General features: G+C 48.2%; 16 protein-coding genes. 5 read left to right on the top strand and 11 right to left on the bottom strand.

What is annotated here, in order from left to right:
- Window positions 1–429 precede the first annotated feature (429 nt).
- Genes gltX through HQ48_RS00140 form a run of 4 tightly spaced genes read left to right on the top strand, consistent with a single transcriptional unit; the run spans window position 430 to window position 4,760 of the window.
- Window positions 430–1,953, top strand: a complete 1,524-nt coding sequence (gltX, locus tag HQ48_RS00155) for a glutamate--tRNA ligase (RefSeq protein WP_044231110.1) — start codon at window positions 430–432, stop codon at window positions 1,951–1,953.
- Complete coding sequence (locus tag HQ48_RS00150; RefSeq protein WP_044231109.1) at window positions 1,953–3,197, top strand: 3-deoxy-D-manno-octulosonic acid transferase; 1,245 nt, start codon at window positions 1,953–1,955, stop codon at window positions 3,195–3,197. Before gltX ends, HQ48_RS00150 begins: the two co-directional genes overlap by 1 nt.
- A 16-nt stretch (window positions 3,198–3,213) precedes the next feature.
- A complete protein-coding gene (tsaD, locus tag HQ48_RS00145; protein ID WP_044231108.1) occupies window positions 3,214–4,260 on the top strand; it encodes a tRNA (adenosine(37)-N6)-threonylcarbamoyltransferase complex transferase subunit TsaD in 1,047 nt (348 codons plus the stop codon).
- Window positions 4,261–4,274: 14 nt separating this feature from the next.
- Window positions 4,275–4,760, top strand: a complete 486-nt coding sequence (locus tag HQ48_RS00140) for a CinA family protein (RefSeq protein WP_044231121.1) — start codon at window positions 4,275–4,277, stop codon at window positions 4,758–4,760.
- 92 nt (window positions 4,761–4,852) lie between these two features.
- Here HQ48_RS00140 and HQ48_RS00135 read toward each other — a convergent pair whose 3' ends face one another.
- The 11 genes from HQ48_RS00135 to mutA all read right to left on the bottom strand — a co-directional run bounded on the left by HQ48_RS00135 (window position 4,853) and on the right by mutA (window position 22,335).
- A complete protein-coding gene (locus HQ48_RS00135) occupies window positions 4,853–6,412 on the bottom strand; it encodes a T9SS type A sorting domain-containing protein (protein ID WP_081969662.1) in 1,560 nt (519 codons plus the stop codon).
- Window positions 6,413–6,582: 170 nt separating this feature from the next.
- Window positions 6,583–7,203 (bottom strand): HU family DNA-binding protein, encoded by a 621-nt coding sequence (locus HQ48_RS00130; RefSeq protein ID WP_052408885.1) that lies wholly within the window; start codon window positions 7,201–7,203, stop codon window positions 6,583–6,585.
- A gap of 653 nt (window positions 7,204–7,856) precedes the next feature.
- Complete coding sequence (locus HQ48_RS00125; RefSeq protein ID WP_044231104.1) at window positions 7,857–11,210, bottom strand: exodeoxyribonuclease V subunit beta; 3,354 nt, start codon at window positions 11,208–11,210, stop codon at window positions 7,857–7,859.
- A gap of 43 nt (window positions 11,211–11,253) precedes the next feature.
- A complete protein-coding gene (gene pdxA / locus HQ48_RS00120) occupies window positions 11,254–12,357 on the bottom strand; it encodes a 4-hydroxythreonine-4-phosphate dehydrogenase PdxA (protein ID WP_044231101.1) in 1,104 nt (367 codons plus the stop codon).
- A 20-nt stretch (window positions 12,358–12,377) separates the two neighbouring features.
- Entirely contained in the window at window positions 12,378–13,427 is a 1,050-nt protein-coding gene (locus HQ48_RS00115; protein WP_044231099.1) for a DUF4837 family protein, read from the bottom strand.
- A 52-nt stretch (window positions 13,428–13,479) separates the two neighbouring features.
- Window positions 13,480–14,517 carry a [FeFe] hydrogenase H-cluster radical SAM maturase HydE gene (gene hydE, locus HQ48_RS00110; RefSeq protein WP_044231096.1) on the bottom strand — a complete coding sequence of 346 codons (1,038 nt, stop codon included), beginning with the start codon at window positions 14,515–14,517 and terminating at the stop codon, window positions 13,480–13,482.
- 27 nt (window positions 14,518–14,544) lie between these two features.
- On the bottom strand, window positions 14,545–16,017 hold the full coding sequence (locus HQ48_RS00105) for a monomeric [FeFe] hydrogenase (RefSeq protein ID WP_044231095.1): 1,473 nt from the start codon (window positions 16,015–16,017) through the stop codon (window positions 14,545–14,547).
- A 300-nt stretch (window positions 16,018–16,317) separates the two neighbouring features.
- Window positions 16,318–17,550, bottom strand: a complete 1,233-nt coding sequence (locus HQ48_RS00100; protein ID WP_044231118.1) for a nucleoside recognition domain-containing protein — start codon at window positions 17,548–17,550, stop codon at window positions 16,318–16,320.
- 23 nt (window positions 17,551–17,573) lie between these two features.
- A complete protein-coding gene (locus tag HQ48_RS00095; protein ID WP_044231094.1) occupies window positions 17,574–18,206 on the bottom strand; it encodes an L-threonylcarbamoyladenylate synthase in 633 nt (210 codons plus the stop codon).
- 100 nt (window positions 18,207–18,306) lie between these two features.
- Window positions 18,307–20,460, bottom strand: coding sequence for a methylmalonyl-CoA mutase (gene scpA / locus HQ48_RS00090; RefSeq protein WP_044231093.1), 2,154 nt, complete (start codon window positions 20,458–20,460; stop codon window positions 18,307–18,309).
- Window positions 20,461–20,475: 15 nt separating this feature from the next.
- Entirely contained in the window at window positions 20,476–22,335 is a 1,860-nt protein-coding gene (gene mutA / locus HQ48_RS00085; protein WP_044231090.1) for a methylmalonyl-CoA mutase small subunit, read from the bottom strand.
- 848 nt (window positions 22,336–23,183) lie between these two features.
- On the opposite strand from mutA, the gene HQ48_RS00080 reads away from it, so the two are divergent.
- Window positions 23,184–25,757: a zinc-dependent metalloprotease gene (locus HQ48_RS00080; RefSeq protein WP_044231088.1), complete on the top strand. Its 2,574-nt coding sequence runs from the start codon at window positions 23,184–23,186 to the stop codon at window positions 25,755–25,757.
- Window positions 25,758–26,347 lie beyond the last annotated feature (590 nt).

Raw genomic sequence — 26,347 nt, 5'->3', positions numbered from 1 at the left:
GGAAGCTCGGAGCTGGTTCGGTTGGTTTAGTTGCCATGTCGATACAGTTAATTACATATTAAAGATAGTAATAATCAGAGATATATACAACGTTTCTAGCCGAAAAGAGGCAAAATGCCGTGCAACGGTCTCAGATTGTGTTTCTTCTAACGCTATTTTTCGAAAGGGAAAAGCATCGTATTGCACCTTATACTGGGTGCGAATGCACACTATAATAGGTGCTGAAGCACCCAATATTGGGTGCTTCAGCAAGGTTTTACCTTGACCCTGCAACAAACCTAGAACCAAGATAAAGGAAAGGGGCTGTGGGCAAATTAGTTTTTGCCACAGTCCCTTTTTGTGTCCTAAAGTCAAAGTTGAGAGAATATCAGTACCTTTGCGTGGTTTATAAGAACCAAGCATACAACATAGAAAAAGAACATCATAGTTATGTCTGATAGAAAAGTAAGAGTACGATTTGCGCCTAGCCCAACTGGTGCACTACACATCGGAGGTGTACGTACAGCCCTATACAACTACCTATTCGCTCGTAGTCACGGAGGTGATATGCTCCTACGTATCGAGGATACTGATAGCCAACGCTTCGTTCCGGGCGCTGAGGAATACATCATCGAGGCTCTGGAGTGGTTAGGAATCAAGTTCGACGAAGGCGTTAGCTACGGGGGCGAAAATGGCCCTTATCGTCAGAGTGAGCGCAGAGATATCTACCGTGTCTATGTACAGCAGCTGCTAGACCGAGGTGCAGCATACATTGCATTCGACACACCAGAGGAGCTAGAGGCTAAACGCAAGGAGATCGACAATTTCCAGTACGATGCCTCCACCAGACTATCTATGCGCAACTCTCTGTCTATGCCTAAAGAAGAGGTCGATGCCTTGATCACCTCGGGAGTGCAGTACGTTGTACGCTTTAAGATCGAGCCCAACGAGGAGGTTGTCGTAAGTGATATTATCCGAGGCGAGGTTACCTTCAACTCTTCGATCCTAGACGACAAGGTGCTCTACAAGAGTGCCGACGATCTACCGACTTACCACTTGGCTAATATCGTAGACGACCACTTGATGAAGATCAGCCATGTAATCAGAGGTGAGGAATGGCTTCCAAGCTCTCCGCTACACGTGCTGCTCTACCGCGCTTTCGGTTGGGAAGATACGATGCCTCGTTTTGCACATCTTCCTCTACTGCTCAAGCCCGACGGCAACGGCAAGCTATCCAAGCGTGATGGCGATCGTCTAGGCTTCCCTGTATTCCCTCTTCTCTGGGTAGATCCTAAGACCGAGGAGGTATCATCGGGCTATCGTGAGAGTGGTTATTTACCCGAGGCTGTGGTCAATTTCGTAGCGCTACTAGGCTGGAATCCGGGTGGCGAAGCCAGTGAAGTGCTATCTATGGACGAGCTAATCAAGCTCTTTAGCCTAGAGAAATGTAGCAAGGCAGGAGCTAAGTTCGACTACAATAAAGGGCGTTGGTTCAACCACCACTACATTCAGAGTGCCGACAATCGCCTACTCGCCGAGCTACTCTCCCCTACTCTAGCCGAGCATAACATACAGGCTGATCTAGACTATGTAGCTAAGGCTGTGGCTCTAGTAAAAGAACGCTGCCAGCTAATCCCCGAACTATGGGAGCAGTCTAGCTTCATCTTCGTGCGCCCCACGAGCTACGACGAAAAGACTGCCCGAAAGCGCTGGAAAGAAGATAGCGCTAAGCAAATGCTTGAGCTTAGAGATCTGCTACTGACACTCCCAGAAGCGCTACCTACGGAGGAAACTGAAACTAAGGTCAAGCAATGGATCGAAGAGGCTGGGTATGGTCTGGGCGCTGTGATGAACTGCTTCCGCCTCTCTATCGTAGGAGAAGCCAAAGGCCCTCACATGTTTGATATTACGGCGATGCTCGGTCGTGAAGAAACGATCGCACGCCTAGAGCAGGCAGTTCGCACATTGGGATAATGAAGGCCCTATTCAGTCTAACGGGGATTCTTACTCATCTTGGGATGCGTTTGGCTGCTCTATGGCATCCCAAGGCCAAGCAAATCATAGTCGGACGTGGCGAGACAGCCGAACGTCTCAAGGATAGGATCAATCCCAATGGCAAGACGATTTGGTTTCATGCAGCCTCTCTCGGCGAGTTTGAGCAGGGGCGTCCGCTGATGGAGGAGCTTCGGCGACGAGATCCAGCGTGCCAAATACTCGTAAGTTTCTTCAGTCCGTCGGGCTACAACGTACGGCACAGCTATTCGGGAGCTGATGCAGTGGTGTATCTACCAGCTGATTATGCCCAACGAGTCAATGAATTCCTCGATTTAGCACGACCCGATGTGGCGATATTCATCAAGTATGATATCTGGCCGACGATGCTAAGTACCTTGCAACAAAGAAATATCCCGACCTATTTGGTGTCGGCAAGTTTCCGCTCAGATCAATTCTTCTTCCACCCACTAGGTCGTTGGTACCTGCGCCTCTTGAAGCTGTTTACGCATATCTTCGTGCAAGAGGATCAGTCTAAGGCTCTGCTTCAAGCTCATGGTGTTAGTCATATTAGTACTACTGGAGATACTCGCTTCGATAGAGTGGTAGATATTGCTGCACAGGCTAAGGATATTGCTTCGGCATCAGCCTTCAGAGAGGCAGGTGGCACAATCCTCGTAGCTGGGAGTACGTGGCCTATGGACGAAGACATCTTGATTGACTACTTCAACCGAACGCCCAAGATGCGTCTGATCATCGCTCCTCACGAGATAGACGAAGCGCATCTACAGAGCATAGAGGCAAAGCTCCAGCGCCCCTATGCACGCTATACACAGCAGCAGAGCCGTGAGCTGGCGGGGAGTGCAGAGGTGCAACCCGACTGCCTAATCATAGACTGCTTTGGCCTACTATCCTCTATATATAGGTATGGGGATATAGCATACATCGGTGGAGGTTTCGGGCGAAGCATTCATAACTCACTAGAAGCTGCCGTATATGGTATTCCCGTACTCTTCGGCCCAAGGATCGACAAGTTTGTAGAAGCCAAAGAATTGGTTGCTTGTGAAGGAGCCAAGATAGTCAATGATGCTGCAGATCTAGCCAAAGTGCTAGACGAATTGCTCGCTTGCGAACAAGTATGTGCCCATGCAGGAGCTGCCGCAGGGAGCTATGTGCGTAGCAAAACTGGCGCAACGAACAAAGTTCTGACCGGGATTGGTTACTAAAAGACACAAAACTCAAATGAAAAAAAACATAGATACAAGGCGCGATGACCTCGTAGTGCTAGGCATCGAGAGCTCATGCGACGACACCTCTGCTGCCGTACTGCGTGGGCATACGCTCCTCTCCAACGTCATTGCCTCGCAGGCGGTACATACAGCTTACGGAGGTGTAGTACCCGAATTGGCATCTCGTGCACATGAACAGAACATCGTACCAGTAGTTAGCGAAGCAGTATCTAGAGCCGGGCTGACGCTCAAGGACATTGATGCAATCGCATTTACTCGTGGACCCGGTCTGCTAGGCTCTCTTCTCGTAGGCGTGAACTATACCAAAGGCCTCGCACTATCGCTCGGAATCCCAATGGTTGAGGTCAATCATCTGCATGCTCATGTGCTGGCGCACTTCATTCAGGAGGAAGGCGAGGCACACGATGAGCCAGACTTCCCCTTCCTTTGTCTACTCGTCTCGGGTGGCAATTCGCAAATCATTCTCGTCAAAAGTCCAGAGGAGATGCAGATCATAGGGCAAACCATCGACGATGCAGCGGGCGAAGCCTTCGACAAGTGCGCCAAAGTGATGGGACTTGGCTACCCCGGCGGCCCAATCGTGAACCGCTTAGCGAACGAAGGCGACTCCAAAGCCTTTGCTTTCGCTAGACCAAATGTGGCGGGATATGACTATAGCTTCAGCGGTCTAAAGACTTCTTTCCTCTACACCCTACGCGACGAACTAGAGAAGAATCCCAACTTCGTGGAGGAACGTAAGGCTGATCTATGCGCTTCGCTACAAGCCACCGTCATCGAGATCCTAATGAAGAAGCTCCGCCTTGCCACCAAAGAGCTAGGCATCAAGCAAGTTGCTCTAGCGGGCGGAGTATCTGCCAACACTGGTCTGAGAGCAGCTTTTGAAGATCATGCCCGCAGATATGGCTGGAAGATATTCATTCCCAAGTTCGCCTACACGACCGACAACGCTGCTATGGTCGCTATGACTGGCTATTTTAGCCTCAAGGCTGGCCGAACAACAGCGATGGACGCAGTACCTTTCGCTAGAGTAACGATGTAATACGAATGCCCAAGATGGAGGAATTGATTGAACGTATCCAAACGCTTTGCCTGAAAACAAAGCTAACCTTAGCCACAGCAGAGAGCTGTACAGGCGGTCGCTTGGCTAGTTTGCTAACCTCTATCTCTGGTGCGTCTAATGTTTTTCGCTCGGGAGTAATAGCCTATTCGGCCGACTGCAAGACCTCTCTGCTCGGTGTGTCAGCTGATCTGATCACAAAACACACTGTCGTCAGCAACGAAGTGGCAGAAGCTATGGCCTGCGGTGTAACCCAACTCATCAAGGCAGATATTGGCTTGGCAACAACGGGTATAGCAGGGCCCACTGGAGGGACGAAACAAACACCCGTCGGCTCAGTCTGGATTGCCCTAAGCTATCGAGAGAAAACCTCAAGCCGCCTGCTACATCTCTCTGGTAATAGAGCAGAGATTGTAGAGCAAACCTGCCACGAGTTGCTCACAGAGCTACGACAAATGCTCCAAACTCTAGCCGATGAATAAGTCGCTCTAGATACTATTAGCCTCAAGTAAAGCCCCCATTAGAAGTGATTGCGTTCTAATGGGGGCTTTACTTTGAAATGACTTCGGCGTAACTACTCTTTCTTAATCATAATACCCTTGGTACCGTCTGTACGCAATACATATAGCCCAGATGACAGAGTAGATAAGTCAATCGTGGCAGCACCAACCTCATCCGTCTGCTTGACCAGCACCACGACACCTTGCATTGTGACGATACTCACCTCTGTCTGAGGCTTTGCACCCTCTATCTGTATTATATTTTTCGTTGGATTAGGACTTGCTTTTAGAACGAGGCTCTCTTCTACTCGATCGACAGAGGACTCTTTATTCAACTTGAGACAGAAGACATCTTGCAGGGCTACTTTATTGTTTGGTCCCATAGTGATGTACTTACAAGCGATGATATCACCGTTTCCATTGATAATTGGCTCGCGTATATACTTGGTTTGTTTAGGCAATTTGCCCATCAGGTCGAAGTTATACTTGTTTTTGACCCATTGCTGTAGAAGTTGGGGTTCGTCAGGCTCTTTCGGATCAATGATATAAACGACCTCATTATCTACTGCCATAGCCATTCCATCGTTAGTTACTCTGATAGGCGAGTAGTCTTTTAGGCTTGGGAAATGAATGAATACCTTCTCCTTGATATCGTACAAGACAGGATAATTCTCTTGATATTTCTCCAGTTTAATGTCTCCTTCTTTATACTTATAAGTTTTCTGTACCCAAGCAGAGGCAATATATCGACCATTCTCACTCATAACAATTGGTAAGGGATAGACTTCTTTACCTGTTTGCCAGACTGTAAACATCTCGTAATTCCACTTAGCATCTGCCTTCTGAAACTCCTCAATCTGCTTGAAGTACTCCGGAGTGCCTAGCTTAGCCGTAATAATTTTTTTCATATCAGGTTTTTTCGACACAATCTGATCGTACTTACTCATGTCACAGAAAATAGATAAAAATGGGATGCTATATGCCCATGCTCCATCTGGCTGGCGTTCGTATAGGATATGCAGATAATACTTGCCCGACTTGCTTACGACCAAACCTAAAATTGTGTTTCCATCTTCGGACATTTGCCTAGGGGAAACGAACTGAGGCTTACCCTCTATGACATTATCAGGCTGAGGAAGAGATTCATGCTTATAAGTACCATCGCTCTGACGCGTCCAAAGCGTGGGGATAACTTCGAAAGGCTTACTAATATCTGGCTTAACTGCCACTTGCCCAAGGATCTTACTTCCGTCTGAATTGATGGCATAAATAGATGAAGCATCGCCAAAAATGGGAGCTGGAGTTGGGAGCAAAAACCACTTCCCTTCTTTAAACAAACCGGGCTGGCCGTCATCTGTCAAGCCTGCAACGGTACCATCGTTAGTTATACTACGGAAAAGAAGCTGAGACTTGCTCCCATTACATGCCTCCTTATGCAATTTCTTAGTCTCTGAGTCGAAAATATATGCTTCTTGATACTGCTTCGTTCCACAGATAAATCTGCCATTAGACGAAACCCCCATAGGAGCCCATGGGATACCTGTCTTGAGCATATCAATCTTAGGTGATTGAGCGTACAGACAAAGGGGAATGAACATAGCCATGCTCCAAGCTAATAGTTTTCTTAGTTTCATAATAAGTTAAATTTTAGGTGAATGACAGTTTTCTAAATTCGCTCATAACAAAGATAGATATATTCTCAAAAAAACAATAAAAATCATCTATCTAGCAATGAGATTAAAGCGTCTTAATCTTAAGTCCTAATCTGGTATCTACGAAGGTTCTTGCTAGAGCTCTATAGCCTCTAATCTTGATTCTTGGGCAGTATATAGAAATTATGAGGGGAATAGCCTACACTAACGATATGCTTATTCCTCCGAAAGGCTTGAAGCTCTCGACTAGCAGATGAGCGAGATAACCCCATTATACTAGCATAAGTCCTAACCTTAATGAAACCATGATCTGATAGATAGGCACGAAGCCTCTCAAGGCGTTGATCCTGCCCTTGGGTATGTTTCTTGTATGTAGGTGTTTGAGCACGTTCTAGGTGACAAGATTGATTGATACGTCGGACGAGCTCTTTATTGGAACGAAAACTAACACCCGAAACCTCTAGGCTAGCAGCATTGCGTTTAGTTCCTTCTATATTCTCTGGCTCAAACCCTTGACGAAGTCTAAGTTTAGTTGAGAAAATACCTAATCCATCTATCTTGACTGAATATCCCTGAGCCAGTTTATCAGCTATATGCTCAGTTATAGAGTAGATTAATCCTTCAACTTCTCCCTTACTAAAGCTTGTAATATCAGCTATTTCTTGAGCAATTTGTTTCACACTACAATGATGCTCAATTAGCATTCTTGGGTAGCGTATCACGTCCTTATCGCCATTCATACTCGGCATTTCTTGCATAATATATTTAGCCATATTACTTATTTGATTTAGGTTACTAGTAGATTTATAACACAAAAAACTTGTTTTTATTAGAAGATAAAGTTACAAAACATACTAGAAAAAGTTGAAAACATAAGAACTAAAATTTCTAACCAAGCCTTGAAATATACATTTCAAAGTTGGAAACATATAAATCAAGATTGGAAATATACATTTCAAGGCTAGAAACATAGTTTTATATACTAGATGTACAAGTTTTTTCTATAACTAATAGAACTTTTTCTTCTAAATAAATGAAGTTATTCTAGTAGGTTATCGGTCTAATATATCTAACCTCCTCTATTAAACTAAATAAGATTAAGCTACATAATAGCGTATTAATCTTTGTGAAGGGATTTTAGATTCTTGGCTTATATATATGATGACCTATCCGATGAAGACAGAGTGTTTTATCCATTATTAGTAGCTGAATTGAAAGTATATAAAAAGGCGGTGTTTCATAATACAAAAATTTCTATATTGCTTTCGATATTTACTCCGCACGGACTTTGTCGTCGGCTTCGGTTACATACTTCAGTATGCTCCCGTTAGCTTCAGTCTTAACGCCTTATAGTTTGCGCATTCTAAACATCTTAAAAGGGGCTGTGCCAGAAATGAATTTTGACACAGCCCCTCCATATTATTAGCTATTCGATCGGGTCTATTCGTCCTTCTATGGGATACCAAACGTAGCCACGGACGGGATTGTAACCCATTTTACTCAACAAATCCATATAGGTCTGGAGCTGTTTGCGGTACTGCCATCTCGATTTGCTAAATTTATAATCGACGATCTCGGCAGAGCCATCGTGGTAAATCATTACCCTATCAGGACGTTTACTACCGTCTATGCCTCCCCCTACGATAGGTAGCTCTCTCAAAACACGTGCAGAGCCATCGAACCAACGTTGCTGCTCCAACCCAGATAGCCATTGGTTTAGGTCGTGCGTATATGCCTCTCGATGCTCCGCTCGCATCAATCCGAGCCCTTCTGCCCTAAGCAGTGCCTGAGGAATATCATCAGCTGTACCGATCTCTGAGAGTACATAGTGCATGAGCGAACCATAGAGTCGGGGGTTCGTTTCGTCGAAGTAACTCAGGCCTTCACGCAAAATCTCTATACGCTCACCGATAGGATAGGTATGGAGTTGGTCTAGATGTACGAAGCCTTCGTCAGTCTGCTCAGCTTGATTGGACCAATAGTATTGAGAGATATTAGATAGCTCTAGAGGCATATCCAACAGACGCTCTATGCAAGGGAGTTCTTCGCCTAGAGCTGTTTCTAGCAGAGCTAAAATCGTCAGCGGACTACCAGACTTGCTCCTTAGTAGGTAGTTGAGCTTCTTTTCATTGGAGGTTTGCTGATCAGGCAACCAAATATGTAGCTCAGCTTTGGCCCTTGTGGTAGCAACATAAAATAGATTGAGTGCGTCCAAAGACATATTGATCGACTCAACAAGGTATTCCTTGGCGAAGTGAGTCTTCAGCAGCAACCTACGGTACTGTACTGGGACATACTCGGGCAAATCTTCGCCCAAGGAAAGAGGCATTCGACACCAGAGTATAGGTTGTTTGCTAGATGTTCGTGGTATCAGCTCCCACGATGGGAAGGGTAATAGTACTACGGGGAAGCCTAGCCCTTTGGATTTGTGCACAGTCATTAGACGTATTTTACGCTCATCTTCTGGTACAGTAAGCCTATATTGATCCCCTCGCCTAGCCCACATCTTGAGGAAATCGGCTACATCAGCCGAGAGATCCTGCTGGAAGTTTAGGGCAATATCAAGCAACTTAATCTGATGAATGACTTCGCCAGCATCAAGTCGATCTTGATAGATAGAGAAAATGCTCTCAACCATTTCGTACAAATTCTTGCGCCCAGCCTGCTGTATAGCCTCAAGTATCTTAGGATCTATCTGTCGGCTATCTCCGCTCTCTGGGTAGAGCTGGTGGTGTACCTCTTGCAATAGGAACAAAGCCTCCTTGGAGTTGGGAGCAGAGATGTAGCCAAGTGCTGCAATAGCTAGGCGCACCGAGAGCGCATTGCTCAGCAAGAGCGCTTCAGCCGATAGTAGATCCAAGGAGTAGAGACCGCCCTCAAGCAACTCCCCGGTGGCCTGCTCAAGCAATTCGGCGATGGCAGTTGCTTCGCTTTGGTTGCGCACTAGAATAGCTATATCACTAGGCTTATATCCACGCTTCTGTAGGTCAATAAGCATATTGGGGAGCTGATAGCTCAAGAGATGCTCTTCGATGCAATTTGCCTCCTCTACTTGTGTATGTTCATCATCGCTGTATGCGTCTGTATCTTGATCTTGGGGTTGCTCGTTGCCAACAAGTGTATAGCGGTGCAAGACGACCGCTCCCTTGCGATCGGCACGAGCAGAGGGCACGCTCTGCACGAGATCTGCATAGTAATCGACAAAAAGGTTAGCCAAGGGAGCCGTCTGCTCTAGATTAATCGTGGAGTTTTGGGCTGCTACTTCAGCAATCAGATCGGCATAATGAGCCGTAAGCTGGCGAGCGAGTGAGGCAAACAGTTGGTTATTGAACCCAACAACCTCGGGTGTACTACGCCAGTTCTCCGCCAGAGTAATCTTGTGAGTATTGACAAAATCGTCAAAAACACGTTTGCCCAAGAGGCTACTATCCGAATTGCGGAAGCGGTAGATACTCTGCTTGACGTCACCCACCACTAGGTTATCGTGCCCCGAGGCCAAACTATCCTCGAGCAGAGGCAAGAAATTCTCGTACTGCAGTAGGCTCGTATCCTGAAATTCGTCTATCATCTGATGATCGATGCGTGTGCCTATCTTCTCGTAAATGAAGTTCACGCCGCTGCGATCGGACAGTATTCGGTTTATGAAAGCAGGTGCGTCCATCAGCAGCATAGCGTTGTTCTCTCTCTGTATCTCCTTGAGTTTGCGATCCACCTCTGCAATCAGCCCATAGCTATCTAGTAAGTCTTGCATGCTATATATGCTCAGTAGCTCAGGACTGATTTTATTGATACTGTCTTGATATAAAAGGAGGCGCCCACGTAGCTCTTCGTCAGCTCCAAGGAGAGCACGCTTGTCACGCAGCTCAGCTTTAGACTTGGAGATCAGAGTGCTAGGATCTTCGAGTGCGTCTAGAAAGCGCTTGGGCGTAGGATCGAAGCGCTCAGAGGAGATTAAGTTTTTAAGTTCGGAAGCAGCATCTAGGATTTTGAAAAAAGGAGATAACCCACCACCTGTCGTGTAGCTTAAATCTTCGACAACAATCCCGAGAGTACTCAGGTGTTCTAGTACAACCTCGGCAAGTTTGAGTAATGCTTGCTCCAGCTCTCGCTCTCTACGAGCCAGTAGTCTTTTGAAGGTCTTGAGCATCTCACGAGAGGGTAGCTGGCCGCCAGTACTTAGCTTCTTGACATCTTCTCGCTTGAGTTCTCTAGCCAAGCGACCAATTGCAGCCTTCAGATTATGTCCCTTGCCTCGCAAGATTAGTTCACGTGCCAGCTGGATAATCCACTGTTGAACATCATCTTTGGCATTTAGTGTATCCTGCTCAGCCAATACGGCGACAACAGCTTCATCAAGGGCTTGCTCACTCTCTAGACTTAAGCGAAACCCTCCCGACAAATTGAGCTCACGAGCGAATGCTCTAAGAACTTCTTGAAAAAAGGCATCAATAGTTTTGATCCTGAAGCTACTATAGTCCAGCAATAGCCCACGTAGGCAAGCGGCTGCTCGCTCCTTGAGCTCGCTAGGCGAATAGTGTAGGTCGGCACACAACTCATCGAAAAATGGGGAGCGTCGCTTCCCTTGCTCTACCTCCTGCGTGGCAATGGCGTATAACTCCTGCAAGATACGCTGCTTCATCTCCTCCGTCGCCTTATTCGTGAAGGTCACTGCTTGTATGCTTCGAAAGTCTTTTTGTAGGGCTAGACGTAAGTATTCGCGGGTAAGACTGTGTGTCTTACCCGCGCCTGCACTAGCCACATATACTTTTAGTTGGCTCATATAGATGTATGTGTTATCCCCGAAACGAAGATAGACTAGTAGACTAATAGTCCTCCTCGTGGGCTGTAAGGTCTAGCTTCTCGTCGTCGTGACCTCTGTGGTGGTAGGTACGTCTTAGTGGGTTGCGTCTGGAGTATTCGTAAGCACTGCGAGCTCGGTAGATGTCAATAGCTTGATAGATAGCGGCTCGCATAGAGTCTGGCGAAGCCTTGCCTTGACCTGCTATATCGTAGCCAGTACCATGGTCTGGAGAGGTACGCACAATGGTCAGACCGAGTGTACTATTGACACCTTCGCTCATGTACAACGCCTTAAACGGAGCTAAACCTTGGTCATGATACATAGCCAGAATGCCATCGAAAGCATCAGCACGATCGCCACCCCAAAAGCCGTCGGCAGGATAAGGACCGAAGACAATAATCCCCTCACTACTCAGCTGCTCTATAGCAGGAGTGATGATTGTCTGCTCTTCGTTACCCATAAGACCTCGGTCTCCAGCATGAGGGTTGAGCCCAAGTACTGCTATACGAGGCTTGACGATACCAAAATCACGCTTCAGACCAGCCTCCAGTAGCCGCACTTTCTCAGCGATAAGCTCTGAAGTAAGTACCGACGCAATCTTAGATACTGGTATATGCCCCGTAGCAAGTGCGACTCGGCAGTCTAGACAAGACAGGAGCATCAAGCTCTTACCTGCATCTTTCGCTGTTACAGCTTCTAAGTATTGGGTATGCCCGTTGTAAGGGAAGCGATCACGTGGCATAACGCTCTTGTTGGTTGGAGCTGTAACGAGCACGTGGCAACGCCCTGCTTTTACATCTTCGGTCGCACGCTCCAGAGCCGCCAGAGCCAACTGACCAGCATATTCGGTAGGCTGACCGGGCTCAACATGACATTCCTCTCCAGCACAATCAATCAGATTGACGCAACCGTCTTTAGCTTCGTCGGCGTGATGTATCAAATGCCAAGGCTCGGCCTCGAGGGACAAATGATTGCGCCAAAAGGCAGCAGCCTTGCCTGAACCATAGATAACGGGGGTGAATAGCTCCAAGATACGCTCCTCGGCAAAGATCTTGAAAAGGATTTCGTAACCTATACCATTGATATCTCCGTGGCTAATGGCCACTCGTATTTTCTTATTCTCCATACTTTATTAGTTAAACTCCTCTAGAACGCCTTGGTATAGGTACTCTCTAGGATACTTTTAGCTTCAAACTTCTCAGTTCTAGGTCGGAAGCTGTATAGGGCTCCTTCCATCATTCGGATCAGGTTGAGTTTGTTTTCATTGGGGTGATACACGAACCCTTCAGCTACATATACACGAGAGGTCTTGGGATCTATGTACGCATGACAAACGAATGGGCCTCCCATCATAGCGCCGCCCTCCATCTGCCATAGACCACGCATCTCGCCTCTAGGCTGAGCGTTGGGTATCATTACCTTGCGGTAGACAAGTCCCGTACGCACTGTGCTGGGATAAGTTCCCTCAAACTCACCTTGGATATTGGTTTTGAGTACAGAGTCTCTGACCTCGACCAAACGGTCTAGCCCAATATCGGCCTTGGAAGTGTAGGGGAAGCTATAGACAAGTATATCGTGACGACGACGCATATTAGCATTACTCATCCAGAGGAAGTTATCCCCTACTTTGTAGTGTCTAATATCTCTAGGTACATTGATTTTGTGAGCAAACAGACTGTCCACCATCTCGGTGGCTCTCTGGCTGAACTCCTCCTCTACGATAGAGCCAAACCTATATAGCTCGTGGCGCAGAAGCATATTCATGATGGGTTCTTCGTTGCGAGTGATATACGCTTGAAGAGAGTCGGCTGAGGCAGCCTGCATACGTATGACGAGCTGCCCTCTAGCCCATTCGTCGTAGCCGTACTTGAGCGCGGTGGTAGAGAAACGCTCGGGGTCTATCGTAGCGATGATGATATTGCGGAAGTATTGCAGAGCACCTTTGAAGCTCGGCGCTGGCACTCTACCCCCGATGGTAAACATAGGTTCCTCCTGAGGTAAGGCGGGAGCAGCCTGATCGAGCATCTGCAAAATCTGTACGCCTGGTGTACTATCGAGTAGTTCATTCTCCATCACGATCATTACTTCTCCGGGGCCACCCGATGCTTGCACAAACGTAGAACCAACACTACCCTTACAAGCCCCCAAGGCTAGCCCAAGAGCCAGCACACAAGTCCATCTATTGAATGTATTCATATTTCAATCTTTATACACCGATGGGTGTCAATTGCAACAAAGATACAAGAAATTACCTCAAGCTATCGCCTCTCTCATAGGAGAGCTCGTAGCCAATAGAAGCCAACTGATCGGCAAGGAGAGACAAACCCTCAGCGGCTTCGGCACCTAGAGCAGCTTTGTCATTGTAGAGTTCGTATTTCTTTCGTTGCTCAAGTGGCGATAGATTAGGCATCACGACATTGCACCCTGCGAGGATACCATGCAATCTACCCTCAGGGTGTAAGGTAGCTAGAGCTGTCGTAGAAGGGATCAATGCCTCGGGGTGCATCAGGCGAAGTATAGCGAGGAGCCTAAGCGTCAGCTGTAGCGAGCCAGCAGGTTTGCCAGCAAAAGGTGTCTGCTTGTGTGGGAGGAAAGGACCAAGCCCAATCATCTGTGGTTTGAGCTCCTCGATGAAGCGAATATCTCGTATCAAATGATCGATGGTTTGCTCTGGTGAGCCGACCATAATCCCCGTACCCGTCTGGAAGCCAATCTCCTTGAGCTGTCTGAGGCAATGCTGCCTATGCTCGGCTGACATCTCTCTCGGGTGAAGCACGGCATAGTGTTCGGGGTCGAATGTCTCGTGACGCAGCAGAAATCTATTGGCCCCTGCGGCATAAAACGTCTCGTAGTCTACTCTCTTCCACTCACCGATAGAGAGTGTAATGGCACAGTCGGAATAGCTCTGACGTATCTCCTGTATCAGAGTGACCAGTCTATCCGACGTCCAGTAAGGGTCTTCGCCCCCTTGAAGAACAAAGGTTCGGAACCCTAGCCCATAGCCATGCGCACAGCACTCCAAAACCTGCTCGTGGCTCAATCTATAACGTACCACATCTCGATTGCTACGACGAATACCACAGTAGTAGCAGTCGTTCTTGCAGATATTAGTCAGCTCAATCAATCCCCTAATATAGACCTTGAGTCCATAATACTGCTCTCGGACTTGGCGTGCTTGTAAACAAAGCGCTTCCAGAGAAGCATCGTCCTCTGCACTAAGCAGTATGCGGAGATCCTCCTCTGGAAGCGTTCGCTCGTCCCTAAGACGTTTGATTAGTTGATCCAAATGTTATCGAATCTATATAGTCTGGAGCTAAACAGTCTCCATATCTGCGTAGGTTTCCTTGCGCTTGGCTAGCTCTGCCACAAGGCGTCGAGTGCCTGCTGCGGTATCTCCGTGAGCACAAGGCCCCGTGATACATCCGCCGGGGCATGCCATTACCTCAATGAACTGCGCTGGAGCTTTCTTTGTCTTGGCTGCCGAGCGAAGCAGTGTCATATTCTTGCGATCGATATCTGCGATGTTGAGTGCAGTGAAAGTCTTCGCCTTATCCTTGAGGTACGCTTGCACCGAACCCATAACGCCTCCAGCTTGAGCAAACCCATGAGCCTCTCGCACTGAAGTAAACGCTGGAGCAAATCCATCTGCTTCCTCTAGCTCTACACCCATACCATCTAGAATGGCAGCTAATTCCTCGAATGTCCAAACGAAGTCTACGGCCTCATCTCGCTTAGCCTCCTGACGCTTAGCTAGACATGGACCAATGAATACGATCTCGGCATCTGGATGCTGCTGTTTGGCTATGCGTGCGGCATAGTACATGGGCGACCCAGTGTGAGAGACGAAAGGCTTGATATCGGGGATATGCTTCTCTGTAAGCTCAATGTAGGCGGGACAGCAAGACGTAGTCATGAAGGGTTGCCCCTCCTCCAGTTTCTCCAGTAGCTCGTGAGCCTCGTTGCTGATTGTGTCCATAGCACCTTGAGCAACCTCGATCACATCGTGGAAGCCAATGGCCTTGAGTGCACCATAGACCTTGTCGATTGTGGTCTTGAACTGACCGAGTACCGAGGGGGCAGGGATAGCGATCATCTTGTGACCATTGCGAATGCGTTGCAAGACATCGAAGGTTTGGCTGATCTCGAAGATTGCACCGAAGGGACAAGCGTTCACACACTTGCCGCAGTAGATACAGCGGCTCTCATCTATACGTTCGATGCCGTTCTCGTCTTTCTTAATGGCCTTAACGGGACAAGCCTCTTCGCAGGGAACAGGGATATAAACAATGGCATGGTAAGGACAGTTCTTATGGCAGATACCACAGCTGATGCACTTGTCATGATCAATCTCCGCTTGACCATTGCGTTTGAAATCTACAGCGTCCTTGGGGCAGTTGGTCGAGCAACTCTGAGCTACACAGCCTTTACATAGATTAGACACCTCATAGTTTACCTGAACGCAAGACGAGCAGGCCTCATCAATCACGCAGAGTATGTTATCCTTCTCTACCTGCTTACGCTCAAGCGCTCTACGTACATAGTCAGATAAAGGTGTCAGCTCATCGGTTTCGTCACTCATATCGTAGCCTAGTAAGGGCAGGGATTTATACTTCCAAACTACACGTTCCTTGTGGATACAGCATCTCCCACGAGGTTTAGCATTGCGAGGGCTAAGGCGTAGAGGAAGTCGGTCAACGTCTTCAACCAGTTTTTCGTCTTTCCATAGACGTACGAGATCGGCCAGCAGACGGTGGCGTACAATCATCACGTTGTTTGTAAAGGCCATAGTGCTTTAGAGTGTTTAGTATTGCTCTGATTGATGAAAACGTGAAGAATAGATGAAGAAATACCGGAGCGCATAAACCCTACTCAAGCACGCTCCTCTATACTCCACTTACAAGTCTAGTAATCCGTTATTATTTGAAATTGACAAATCCACTGCGAAAATACAGATTTACCTACTAATGAGCAAGCATTTACCCAGAAAGGGAGTAGCACAAGGAGGGAAAGCACGACAAATGTCCATATCTCCACGGCCTCTCAATTGATCAAGAAGGCTATTAGTTTCACAAAAGCTATGTAAAAGCTAGGCAAAGAATAGATAAGTTACGAGAGTAGCGGTCACTGCTCCGGCGAGGTCTGCAAGCAATGAATATGGTACGGCATAGGCTGTACGCCTAATACCAATAGCTCCGAAATAGAGCGCTATAATATAGAAAGTCGTATCACTCGCACCTTGTACTGTGCAAGCCAAGCGACCGACGAAGCTATCTGCCCCATGTGTCTGCATGGCATCGACCATGAGCCCTCTAGCTCCACTGCCACTAAGTGGTTTCATCAGCATCGTAGGCAGTGCCTCTACCCATCGACTATCCCAGCCAAGACTCTCGAAAAGCGACAAAAGCCCTTCGGCAAATAGATCCATGGCTCCCGATGCCCGGAAGACACCTATCCCTACAAGCATCGCAATAAGGTAAGGAATAATACCAACCGCCGTAGAAAAGCCTTCCTTTGCTCCCTCGATAAAGCTCTCATAGACGTTGATACGTCTGCGCACTCCACCGAAGACGAAAGCTAAAATAATCCCTACAAGCACCATGGACGAGATGCCCGTACTGATACGGCTAAACTCCTCGGGAGGGAGCTGAGCACCTAGCCAAACAATACTAGCAAACAAGGACAATACCACCAGCAGAAACATAATCATAGGCCTACGCCAGAGATTGATGCGCTGCTTGATCGCCATCAAGAGCATTACTACGAGCGTTGAGGCAGTAGTTGCCATAAGGATAGGCAAAAAAACATCGGCAGGATTGACTGCACCTGCTTGCATTCGAAAGGCGATTACAGACGAAGGAATAATCGTCAGGCCGCTAGCATTGAGTCCAAGAAACATCAGCATCGCATCGGTAGGCTCTTCCTTGCGGGGGTTGAGCGACTGTAAGCTCTCCATTGTTTTGAGCCCTAGAGGTGTAGCCGCATTATCCAACCCCAGCATATTGGCCGAGATATTCATGAAGATATTCCCCATGGCTGGGTGATTTTTGGGAACCGAAGGGAATAAGATGCTAAGTAGAGGCGAAGCCCAAGAGGCCAAAGTCTGGATAATCCCAGTTCGCTCAGCTATTTTGAGCAAGCCCAACCAAAGACAAAGTACTCCCGTGAGATAGAGCGAGATCTCGAACCCATTTTTGGACTGGTCAAAACAAGCCTTCATAATCCGCTCAAAGATCAGAAAATCTCCCGTCAAGAACAGATGACCTAGAGCCATCACAAAGGCAATGACAAAGAAGCCAACAAAAATATAGTTAAGCACCATACCTCTATCTTTATAAGCAACTATCAATCACGACTGAGTGCTGGCTCATCGGCGTCTATACGTCCAGACCCCAAGCGGATTATCTCAAAAGGCTCCTCTGTACAGTCTACAATCGTAGAGGGCTCTATCTCCACAATACCTCCGTCGATGATACAGCCAATCTGCCCGCCGAAGCGCTCCTGAATTAGTTCGGGGTCTGATGCGTACTCTGGGTCGTCGTCATCGGAGAGCGGCAGAGAGCTAACAATAAGAGGATTGCCTAGCTCCTCTAGGATCAATCGTCCGACTGGATGAGAGGCAAGGCGTACGCCGACCTCCTTCCTATTCTTATAAATCTTGGGGAGCGAACTTGCAGCTGGCAGGATAAACGTATAGTTGCCCGTATGCTCCTTGATGAACTTAAAAGCACGATCATTTAGCCTGCAGTACTCCGACACGTCGCTCAGTCCCGCAAACATAATAGAAAGAGATTTCTTCTTTGGGTCTATGCCCTTGAGGCTACAAATCTTCTCGACGGATCTGGCTTGTAGAGCATCGCACGCATAAGCATAGCCCGTGCAGGTGGGGTAGATAATCACTTCTCCATCTCGCAGAGCCTGCATGACCTCTGCCAGCTCCTTGTAGTTGGGAGCATCTGCATATAGTTTAACCATCATAGTCACAAAGATAAAGATAATACCATCAAAGCAAAGAGAGCATGCCGACGGATAAATCTCGACATGCTCTCCTTGTATTGATGAGTTTTAACTAACCTACTTATTGTGGCTCGTCTAGTAGGATCTCAAGCACCTTGGCTGCTGAGTAAGCCACGGGAGTACCGGGACCGAAGATAGCAGCAACACCAGCATTGTAGAGGAACTCATAGTCCTGCGCAGGGATTACACCACCAGCAGTAACGATGATATCGGGGCGACCAAGCTTCTTGAGCTCTGCGATCACCTGTGGGATAAGGGTCTTGTGCCCTGCTGCTAGAGATGAAACGCCCATCACGTGTACGTCGTTCTCTACAGCTTGACGAGCCGACTCCTCTGGGGTCTGGAAGAGAGGTCCCATATCCACGTCGAAGCCACAGTCCGCATAGCCTGTGGCTACCACCTTAGCACCACGGTCGTGTCCGTCCTGACCCATCTTAGCGATCATGATACGAGGCTGACGACCTTCCTTGGCTGCAAACTTTTCGGCCAGAGCCTTGGCACGTACGAAGTCTGAGTCTTCGCCTGATTCTGATGAATACACGCCTGAGATAGTTCTGATGATTGCTTTATAACGCCCTACGATCGTTTCGCAGGCGTCCGAAATTTCACCGAGTGAAGCACGTACAGCAGCTGCTTTCACCGCTAGGTCTAGGAGGTTACCTTCCTTAGTTTCTACGCAGTGTGTGATAGCAGCAAGTGCCTTCTGCACTTCTTCTTCGTTACGCTCGCCACGGAGCTGAGTGAGGCGTTCGATCTGCTGTAAACGCACGGCCGTGTTGTCGATCTCGAGGATATCGATAGGGTCTTCCTTCTCCAGACGATACTTGTTGATACCAACGATCACCTGCTGGCGAGAGTCGATACGAGCCTGAGTACGAGCAGCGGCTTCCTCGATACGCATCTTAGGTAGCCCAGTTTCGATCGCCTTAGCCATACCACCCATCTCCTCTACCTCCTGAATGTGTGCCCAAGCCTTATGCATCAGCTCGTTGGTCAGGCTCTCTACATAGTATGAACCAGCCCATGGGTCAATCTCCTTACATACCATGGTTTCTTCTTGAATGTAGATCTGCGTATTACGAGCGATACGAGCCGAGAAGTCAGTTGGCAGAGCGATAGCCTCGTCAAGAGCGTTGGTGTGCAGTGACTGCGTGTGTCCTAGTGCGGCACCCATAGCCTCGATACAAGTACGACCTACGTTGTTGAAGGGGTCTTGCTCGGTGAGGGACCAACCAGAGGTCTGGCTATGCGTACGCAGAGCCAAAGACTTGTCGCTCTCGGGGTTGAACTGCTTAACAATCTTAGCCCAGAGCATACGAGCTGCACGCATCTTGGCGATCTCCATGAAATGGTTCATACCAATCGCCCAAAAGAAAGACAGACGGGGAGCGAACTTATCTACGGGGATACCAGCAGCGATACCAGCCTTGAGGTACTCTAGACCGTCGGCGAGTGTATAAGCCATCTCGATGTCTGCTGTAGCTCCAGCCTCCTGCATGTGGTAACCAGAGATAGAGATCGAGTTGAACTTAGGCATATTCTGAGAAGTGTACTCAAAGATATCGGCGATGATGCGCATAGAGAACTCAGGTGGGTAGATGTATGTATTACGCACCATGAACTCCTTGAGGATATCATTCTGGATCGTACCAGCCATTTCCTCTAGCTTAGCACCCTGCTCAAGACCTGCGTTGATGTAGAAAGCCATGACAGGAAGCACTGCTCCGTTCATCGTCATAGACACAGACATCTTGTTCAATGGAATACCATCGAAAAGCACCTTCATATCCTCAAGCGAGCAGATAGATACACCAGCCTTACCTACGTCACCCACTACACGATCGTGGTCGGCGTCGTAGCCACGGTGTGTGGCAAGGTCAAAGGCCACGGATAGCCCCTTCTGACCAGCGGCGAGGTTACGGCGGTAGAATGCGTTAGACTCCTCTGCCGTAGAGAACCCTGCGTACTGACGGATCGTCCAAGGGCGCATAGCGTACATACCGCTATATGGACCACGGAGGAAGGGGGGCAGACCAGAAGCATAATCTAGGTGCTCCATACCCTCTAGGTCGCTAGCCGTATAAACTGGTTTTACGAGGATCTGCTCGGCTGTGCGCCAAACAGAGGTATTATCTTGTTTACTAGCCCAAGCTGCAGCATCGGTATTAGCGAAGCCAGCGGACTTAATATCTATATTCTTAAACTGTGGTTTCATTGCTGTTGCTTGCTATTAGTTAATGCCTAGTACTTGGTTAAAGCCACGGAGCGTTTCAAGCACATTGCTCTTCACATTGATGAAGTTGTTGATACCGATAGCCTTGAGGTCGTCTGTGCAGGCAGGAGCACCAGCCACTACAAACTGAGCACGACCATCGAGATACTTGAATGCCTCGGGGGCAAACTCTGCATACTCGTCGTCGCTAGAGCAGAGCACGATGATGTCTGCACCAGCGGCAAGACCTGCATCTACGCCCTCTTGTACGGTCTTGAAGCCAAGGTTGTCGATGACCTTGTAGCCAGCACAAGCGAAGAAGTTACTAGAGAACTGTGAGCGAGCTAGGCGCATAGCGAGGTTACCGATGGTAAGCATGAATACCTTCACCTCCTTGCCACTGCGTTCTGTAGCTAGACGAAGAGCCTCGAAGTCCGAAGCACCACGAGAGAAATTAAGCTTCTCGATCGTTGCCTCACCACAGCCACAAGTGTGTGGCCCCTCTTCCTCAATCTTAATCTTACCAGCAGCCACCTCTGTGAAGTTGGGGAACTGGTTCGTACCGAGGAAGATTTCCTTACGAGCAGCCACAGCAGCGTGGCGCTTGTCGTTACTTGTATTGACAGCCTTCTGCACAGAACCAGCCTCTACAGCCGCAGCAAATCCGCCCTCTTCCTCTACGGCAAGGAATAGCTTCCACGCCTCAGTGGCAATAGAGTTGGTCAGATACTCTACATAGTAGGAGCCAGCAGCAGGGTCAATTACCTTATCGAAATGACACTCTTCCTTGAGCAGAAGCTGTTGGTTGCGTGCAATACGCTCGGAGAAGTCGTCCGACTCCTGATAGGTAACATCGAAAGGCTGTACTGTCAGTGAGTCTACACCACCAAGCGTGGCAGACATAGCCTCGGTTTGCGTACGGAGCAGGTTCACGTGTGCGTCAAAGATTGTCTTATTCCAAGTAGAGGTCACCGCCTGCTGGTGGATCTTGGCTACCTCGCCACGGTATTCCTCGCCATAGGCACCTACGATCTCGGCCCAAAGCCAGCGAGCAGCACGGAATTTGGCCAGCTCCATGAAGTAGTTGGAGCCAACACCAAAGACAAACTTGATGCGAGAAGTAACCTCCTCTAGTGAGTAGCCAGCAGCCGTGAGCTTATCTAGGAGCTCAGCACCCCAAGAAAGGGCATACCCTAGCTCCTGATAGATATAGGCACCAGCATTATTTAGATTAAGTGCATTGACTGTAAGCACACGGAACTGAGGCAATCCCTTAGCTGCCTCTAGAAGAGTCTTACAGTTCTCCACCCAATTGGGGTTGGAGATACCACGCACGAGTTGTTTCTTGAATGGATCGAAAGCAATCGAACCCTTGCACTGAGCTACATCTGCTCCCGTAGTGGCGAAGTACTCTGTGAGTACGCCTGCTAGCTTGGCAGCCACAGAGATACAGCAAGTGAAGTTGAGCTCAATAGCCTCGGGCAAGATGTCCTTGAGGAGAACTTGCAAAGACTCAACGTTGATCTGGTCTTTCTTGAGTTTGAAGCCAAGAGAATTGATCCCCTTACCCAGCACGTCTAGAGCCTTGGCATTGGCAGCCTTGAGGTCTGAGGCATTGATGTCTTGGCGAATGAGCCAGTCGTTGTCCATACGAGTCGAGCGCACGTAGGGATACTCGGCTGGCATCATGTGAGGAGTAGTGAGCCCCTCAAGGTCTTCGCGACGATAGAACGGATTAACATTGAACCCTTCGTTTGTACGCCACACCAACTTCTTGGCGAAGTCGGCGCCTTTCAAATCAGCTGTGATCTTGTCCATCCACTCCTGAGTCGAGATAGGAGCAAATTCGGTCAGCAGCCGTTCTTTCTGGTTTGCCATATTTATATAGTTTAGTGAATTGCCAAATACACATTTAATTCTCCAATGTCGCAAAGGTACTAAATCCTACAATACACCATACCTATTCTTCAAAAAACTTCTTAGAGAGGGGACACAGAGTGAATTTAATAGACGATATATAGCATCTTGGGAGGGAAGTATGGCATCAAAGAGCAGATCATTCTATTACCGACAAGACAAGGTCTTATCCATAGGACTGGTCGAAGCCTTAGCTTTTGTCACTGCCACCCGATGGTGGTACCACGAGAGTGAAACAAATTTGTAAAATTTTCACAACGGCATCCCCACATACTTGGCAGGTCTACTGGGTGGGAGTTGCTTTTTCTTCCCATTGATTTGGGGCAGTTTCAGGTCTAACACTAGACGATATGTCCACCAATCTTGGGAGATTGATGGGAAGAAAATCTAAAACCAGAGCTGAAAATGCACAAATCCACCGAAAAATAAAACACAAACAACTGATTACCAACATGCTCAAAACAGACACTAGTAGACATCTTTTTTCACTCCAATAGGGGTTGAGTGCCCAAAAGAAAAAGAATGCAATCTGAAGCCTTCTAGGGGGCAAATACGAGGTTTATGCCTTTTGTACCATATTCAAGAGAGTATTCCCATCAACATTCTGAAATCTGGTCTAAAATCTAAATCTCCATAGTTAAGCACTCTAGCGGTACTTAGTAGGCCTCCCTCGTGGTTAAGCCTCCCCCTCGAGCGAACTATGCAACCTCTATAACCCGTCAAATAAACAATATGTCTAGGGTAGTACTAACAATTTGATTAGCTTTGCGTAGCCTAGCAGGCGATCATCGCAAACCACAGATAAGAAAATGAAAAAATTTAGCATCATTGCAGGAATGACCCTTCTGTCCGTAGGGCTATCTACTAGCTCCTGCTCTATCATCAAAAAAAAGAGATCTAATAGAGGGGCTGTCGCTGCTGCACCTCCGAAGGACGACAAGACCAAAGCCTTTGAGAACCTCATCAAAGATGCAACCCCAAGCGAAGGCCTATTTGACATGTACCTACGCAAAGACGGCAAGCTGATTATGGTACTCTCGGAGGCGAACTTTGGGCCTCTATACGGGCTATCTAACCGAGTATCCGAAACGAGCAACACACAGGACTATGTGGCAGGGCAGATGATCGACCGACCAATCGCTATCCGCCTCTCCAAAGACCAACACAGCGTCTACATACACAGTGTGCAAACAAGTAGCCTTGTTGCTGACCAAGACCCAATCAAGCCTGCATTTGAGCGCAACTTCGCCGACCCAATCATCAGGGGCTTCAAGATTGGGGGAATCAAGGGCGACAAGATAGCTATTGACGTGACCGCTCTATTCGCTGGCAATGATGCTCTACTCAGCCCAATCAAAAAGGAAACCCCGATGAGTAAGATGTTCGGCGGAAGTCGTGGCATCAAAGCCGCATTCAACGCCTCTGGCTCTAGTATCTCTAGCGTCAAGGCCTTTCCCAAGAATGTGGAGATCAAGAGCCGTCTAAGCTACGATATGATAGAAGGCAAACAATCCTATACCGTAGGGCTACACCGCTCTATCTATGAGCTACCCAAGGAGCCAATGATGCCACGCCTCGGTGACAAACGTATCGGTTTCTTCTCCTCTGGCAAAGAGCTTTTTACCTCCAGCCACGATAGGCTCAAAGACTTTGTCTACATTCACCGCTGGCGAGTCGAGCCCAGAGAGGAGGATCGTGCCAAGTATGAGGCTGGAGAGCTAGTAGTCCCAACCAAACCCATTACATTTTATGTAGATACAGCATTCCCTCCCAAATGGCGCAGCACTATCCGCGAGGGTATTGAGGACTGGAACAAAGCTTTTGAGCATGCGGGATTCAAAGATGCTATTAGGGCTATCGACTATCCAGCCAACGATCCGAGCTTCGATCCAGACGATATGCGCTATAGCTGCTTCAAGTATGCAGCCTCTCCTATCCCCAATGCTATGGGGCCAAGCTACGTAGATCCCCGCTCGGGCGAGATTCTCACTGCTGATGTGATCTGGTACCACAACGTTGTGTCCCTCGTGCACGATTGGCGATTTGCACAGACCTCGGCCGTAGACCCTAGAGTACGCAAACTCACATTCGACGATGAAGTGATGCGTGAGTCGCTGCGCTATGTGGCCTCTCATGAGATTGGACATACACTCGGGCTAATGCACAACATGGGCGCCAGCTACTCCTTCCCTATCGACTCCTTGCGTAGCCCTAGCTTCACCCAGAAGTATGGCACTACCCCAAGTATTATGGACTATGCACGCAACAACTACGTAGCTCAACCCGGGGACTACGAGCGTGGTGTACGCATGATTCCACCCCTCATCGGAGTCTACGATGCCTACGCCATAGCTTGGGGCTATCGCCTAATCGCAGGAGCACAAAAGCCAGAGGACGAACTACAGACACTGAACAAATGGATTGAGGAGAAGGCCAATAATCCGATGTTTACCTATGGGCCACAACAAGTATTCGCAACGGTGGACCCCACAGATCAAACCGAGGATCTAGGCAACGACCACATACAAGCCAGCGACCTAGGCATCAGCAATCTCAAAATTACCCTAACCAACCTAGAGCAATGGAGCTACCAAAGAGGAGAGGAGTACAAAGAGATCAGACCTCTCTACCAATCTCTAGTTAGTCAGTACAACCGCTACATCGGGCATGTACTCCCATACATAGGAGGTATAGACTACCGTGAGGTACGCCAAGGCGATGAGCTAGCTCCCAAGAACTACATCAGCAAGGCAGAGCAGCAGAGAGCTCTACGCTGGCTGATGGGACAAGCTCGCTCTGTAGGCCAATGGCTCTACCCTAGAGAGCTTACTGATAGGATTGGGTACAACCGAGGCCGTGCTATGCGTAGTGTCGCCATGATCACCAATGCGCTCTACGACCCTACTGTCTTGGCACGCATACACGAGGCCGGAGAACTCGATGCCAAGCGCTACTATACCCTACCAACCTACATGGAGGATCTATACAAGGAGCTATTCCGCAGCACACTCAAGAGAGAGAAGCTGAGCCCAGAAGACAAGGTAATGCAGACGGCTGCGATAGAGGCACTAGCTTTCGGTAGCGGGCTCAAAGCAAAGTCTAGCGCAGCAAACAGACTATCACTGGGAGAGAACGACCTGACAGAGGGGAACGAAATGCCAGCCTGCCATGCGTGCTGGCAACACCAAGACACCCAACTAAACGAATACACGATTCGCTTCAACTTCGGTCTACCTACACTACCCTCTGCAATAACGGCTCCAATGATGCTATCCTACCTCAAGCGCATTCACTCTCTCTACGCAGGAGCTGGAGGCACAGCTGAGGATAAGGCCTTCTATGCCTACCAAACACTCCAGATAGACAAGCTACTCAAACCCTAAAGTAGAGGCGGTGTAGTACTCAAGACTTAGGGCATAGCACTCCGCATCGACCAGAAGCGGAGGTCCATCATAATAGGCATACTACTGTGTTACTTGTGACATTTGCTCTGCACGGACTTCATCGTCGGCTTTGGTCACATACCCTAGTATGCTCCCTTCGGCTTCTGTCTTAGCATTTTGCGCATTCTGAAATACCCAAAAGGGGCTGTGTCGAAAATGAATTTCGACACAGCCCCTTGTCTTTGCACAAACTAGTTAACACATGTCATTAATCTCTATGGACGAGTTCTATAAGTTTTGACAGGGCACCCGCATCAAATCTTTAGCAGCTTCTTGAGATAGTCTATATTGAGAGCGGCTTTGAACAGCCTCTTCCGTAAGAATATCGTGCAACGGTCTCATTTATATTTTAGCTCAGTTTTCAGAATGTTGATGGGAAAGACGACACAAACAAGGGCGAAAAACGGCAGGCTTCGTATTTGGGCTCTAGGAGGCTCTAGATTGAGTTCGACCTCATTTTGGCACTTAGTCCCAGTCGAACGAAAACGACCAGCTAAAACGCAAGAAGCACAAATCACTGGAAACCAAAC

This window comes from Porphyromonas sp. COT-290 OH3588 (assembly GCF_000769075.1).
GTDB lineage: Bacteria > Bacteroidota > Bacteroidia > Bacteroidales > Porphyromonadaceae > Porphyromonas.
The sequence above is the reverse complement of the archived record's forward strand: the minus strand, read 5'-3'. Positions and strand labels throughout refer to the sequence as shown.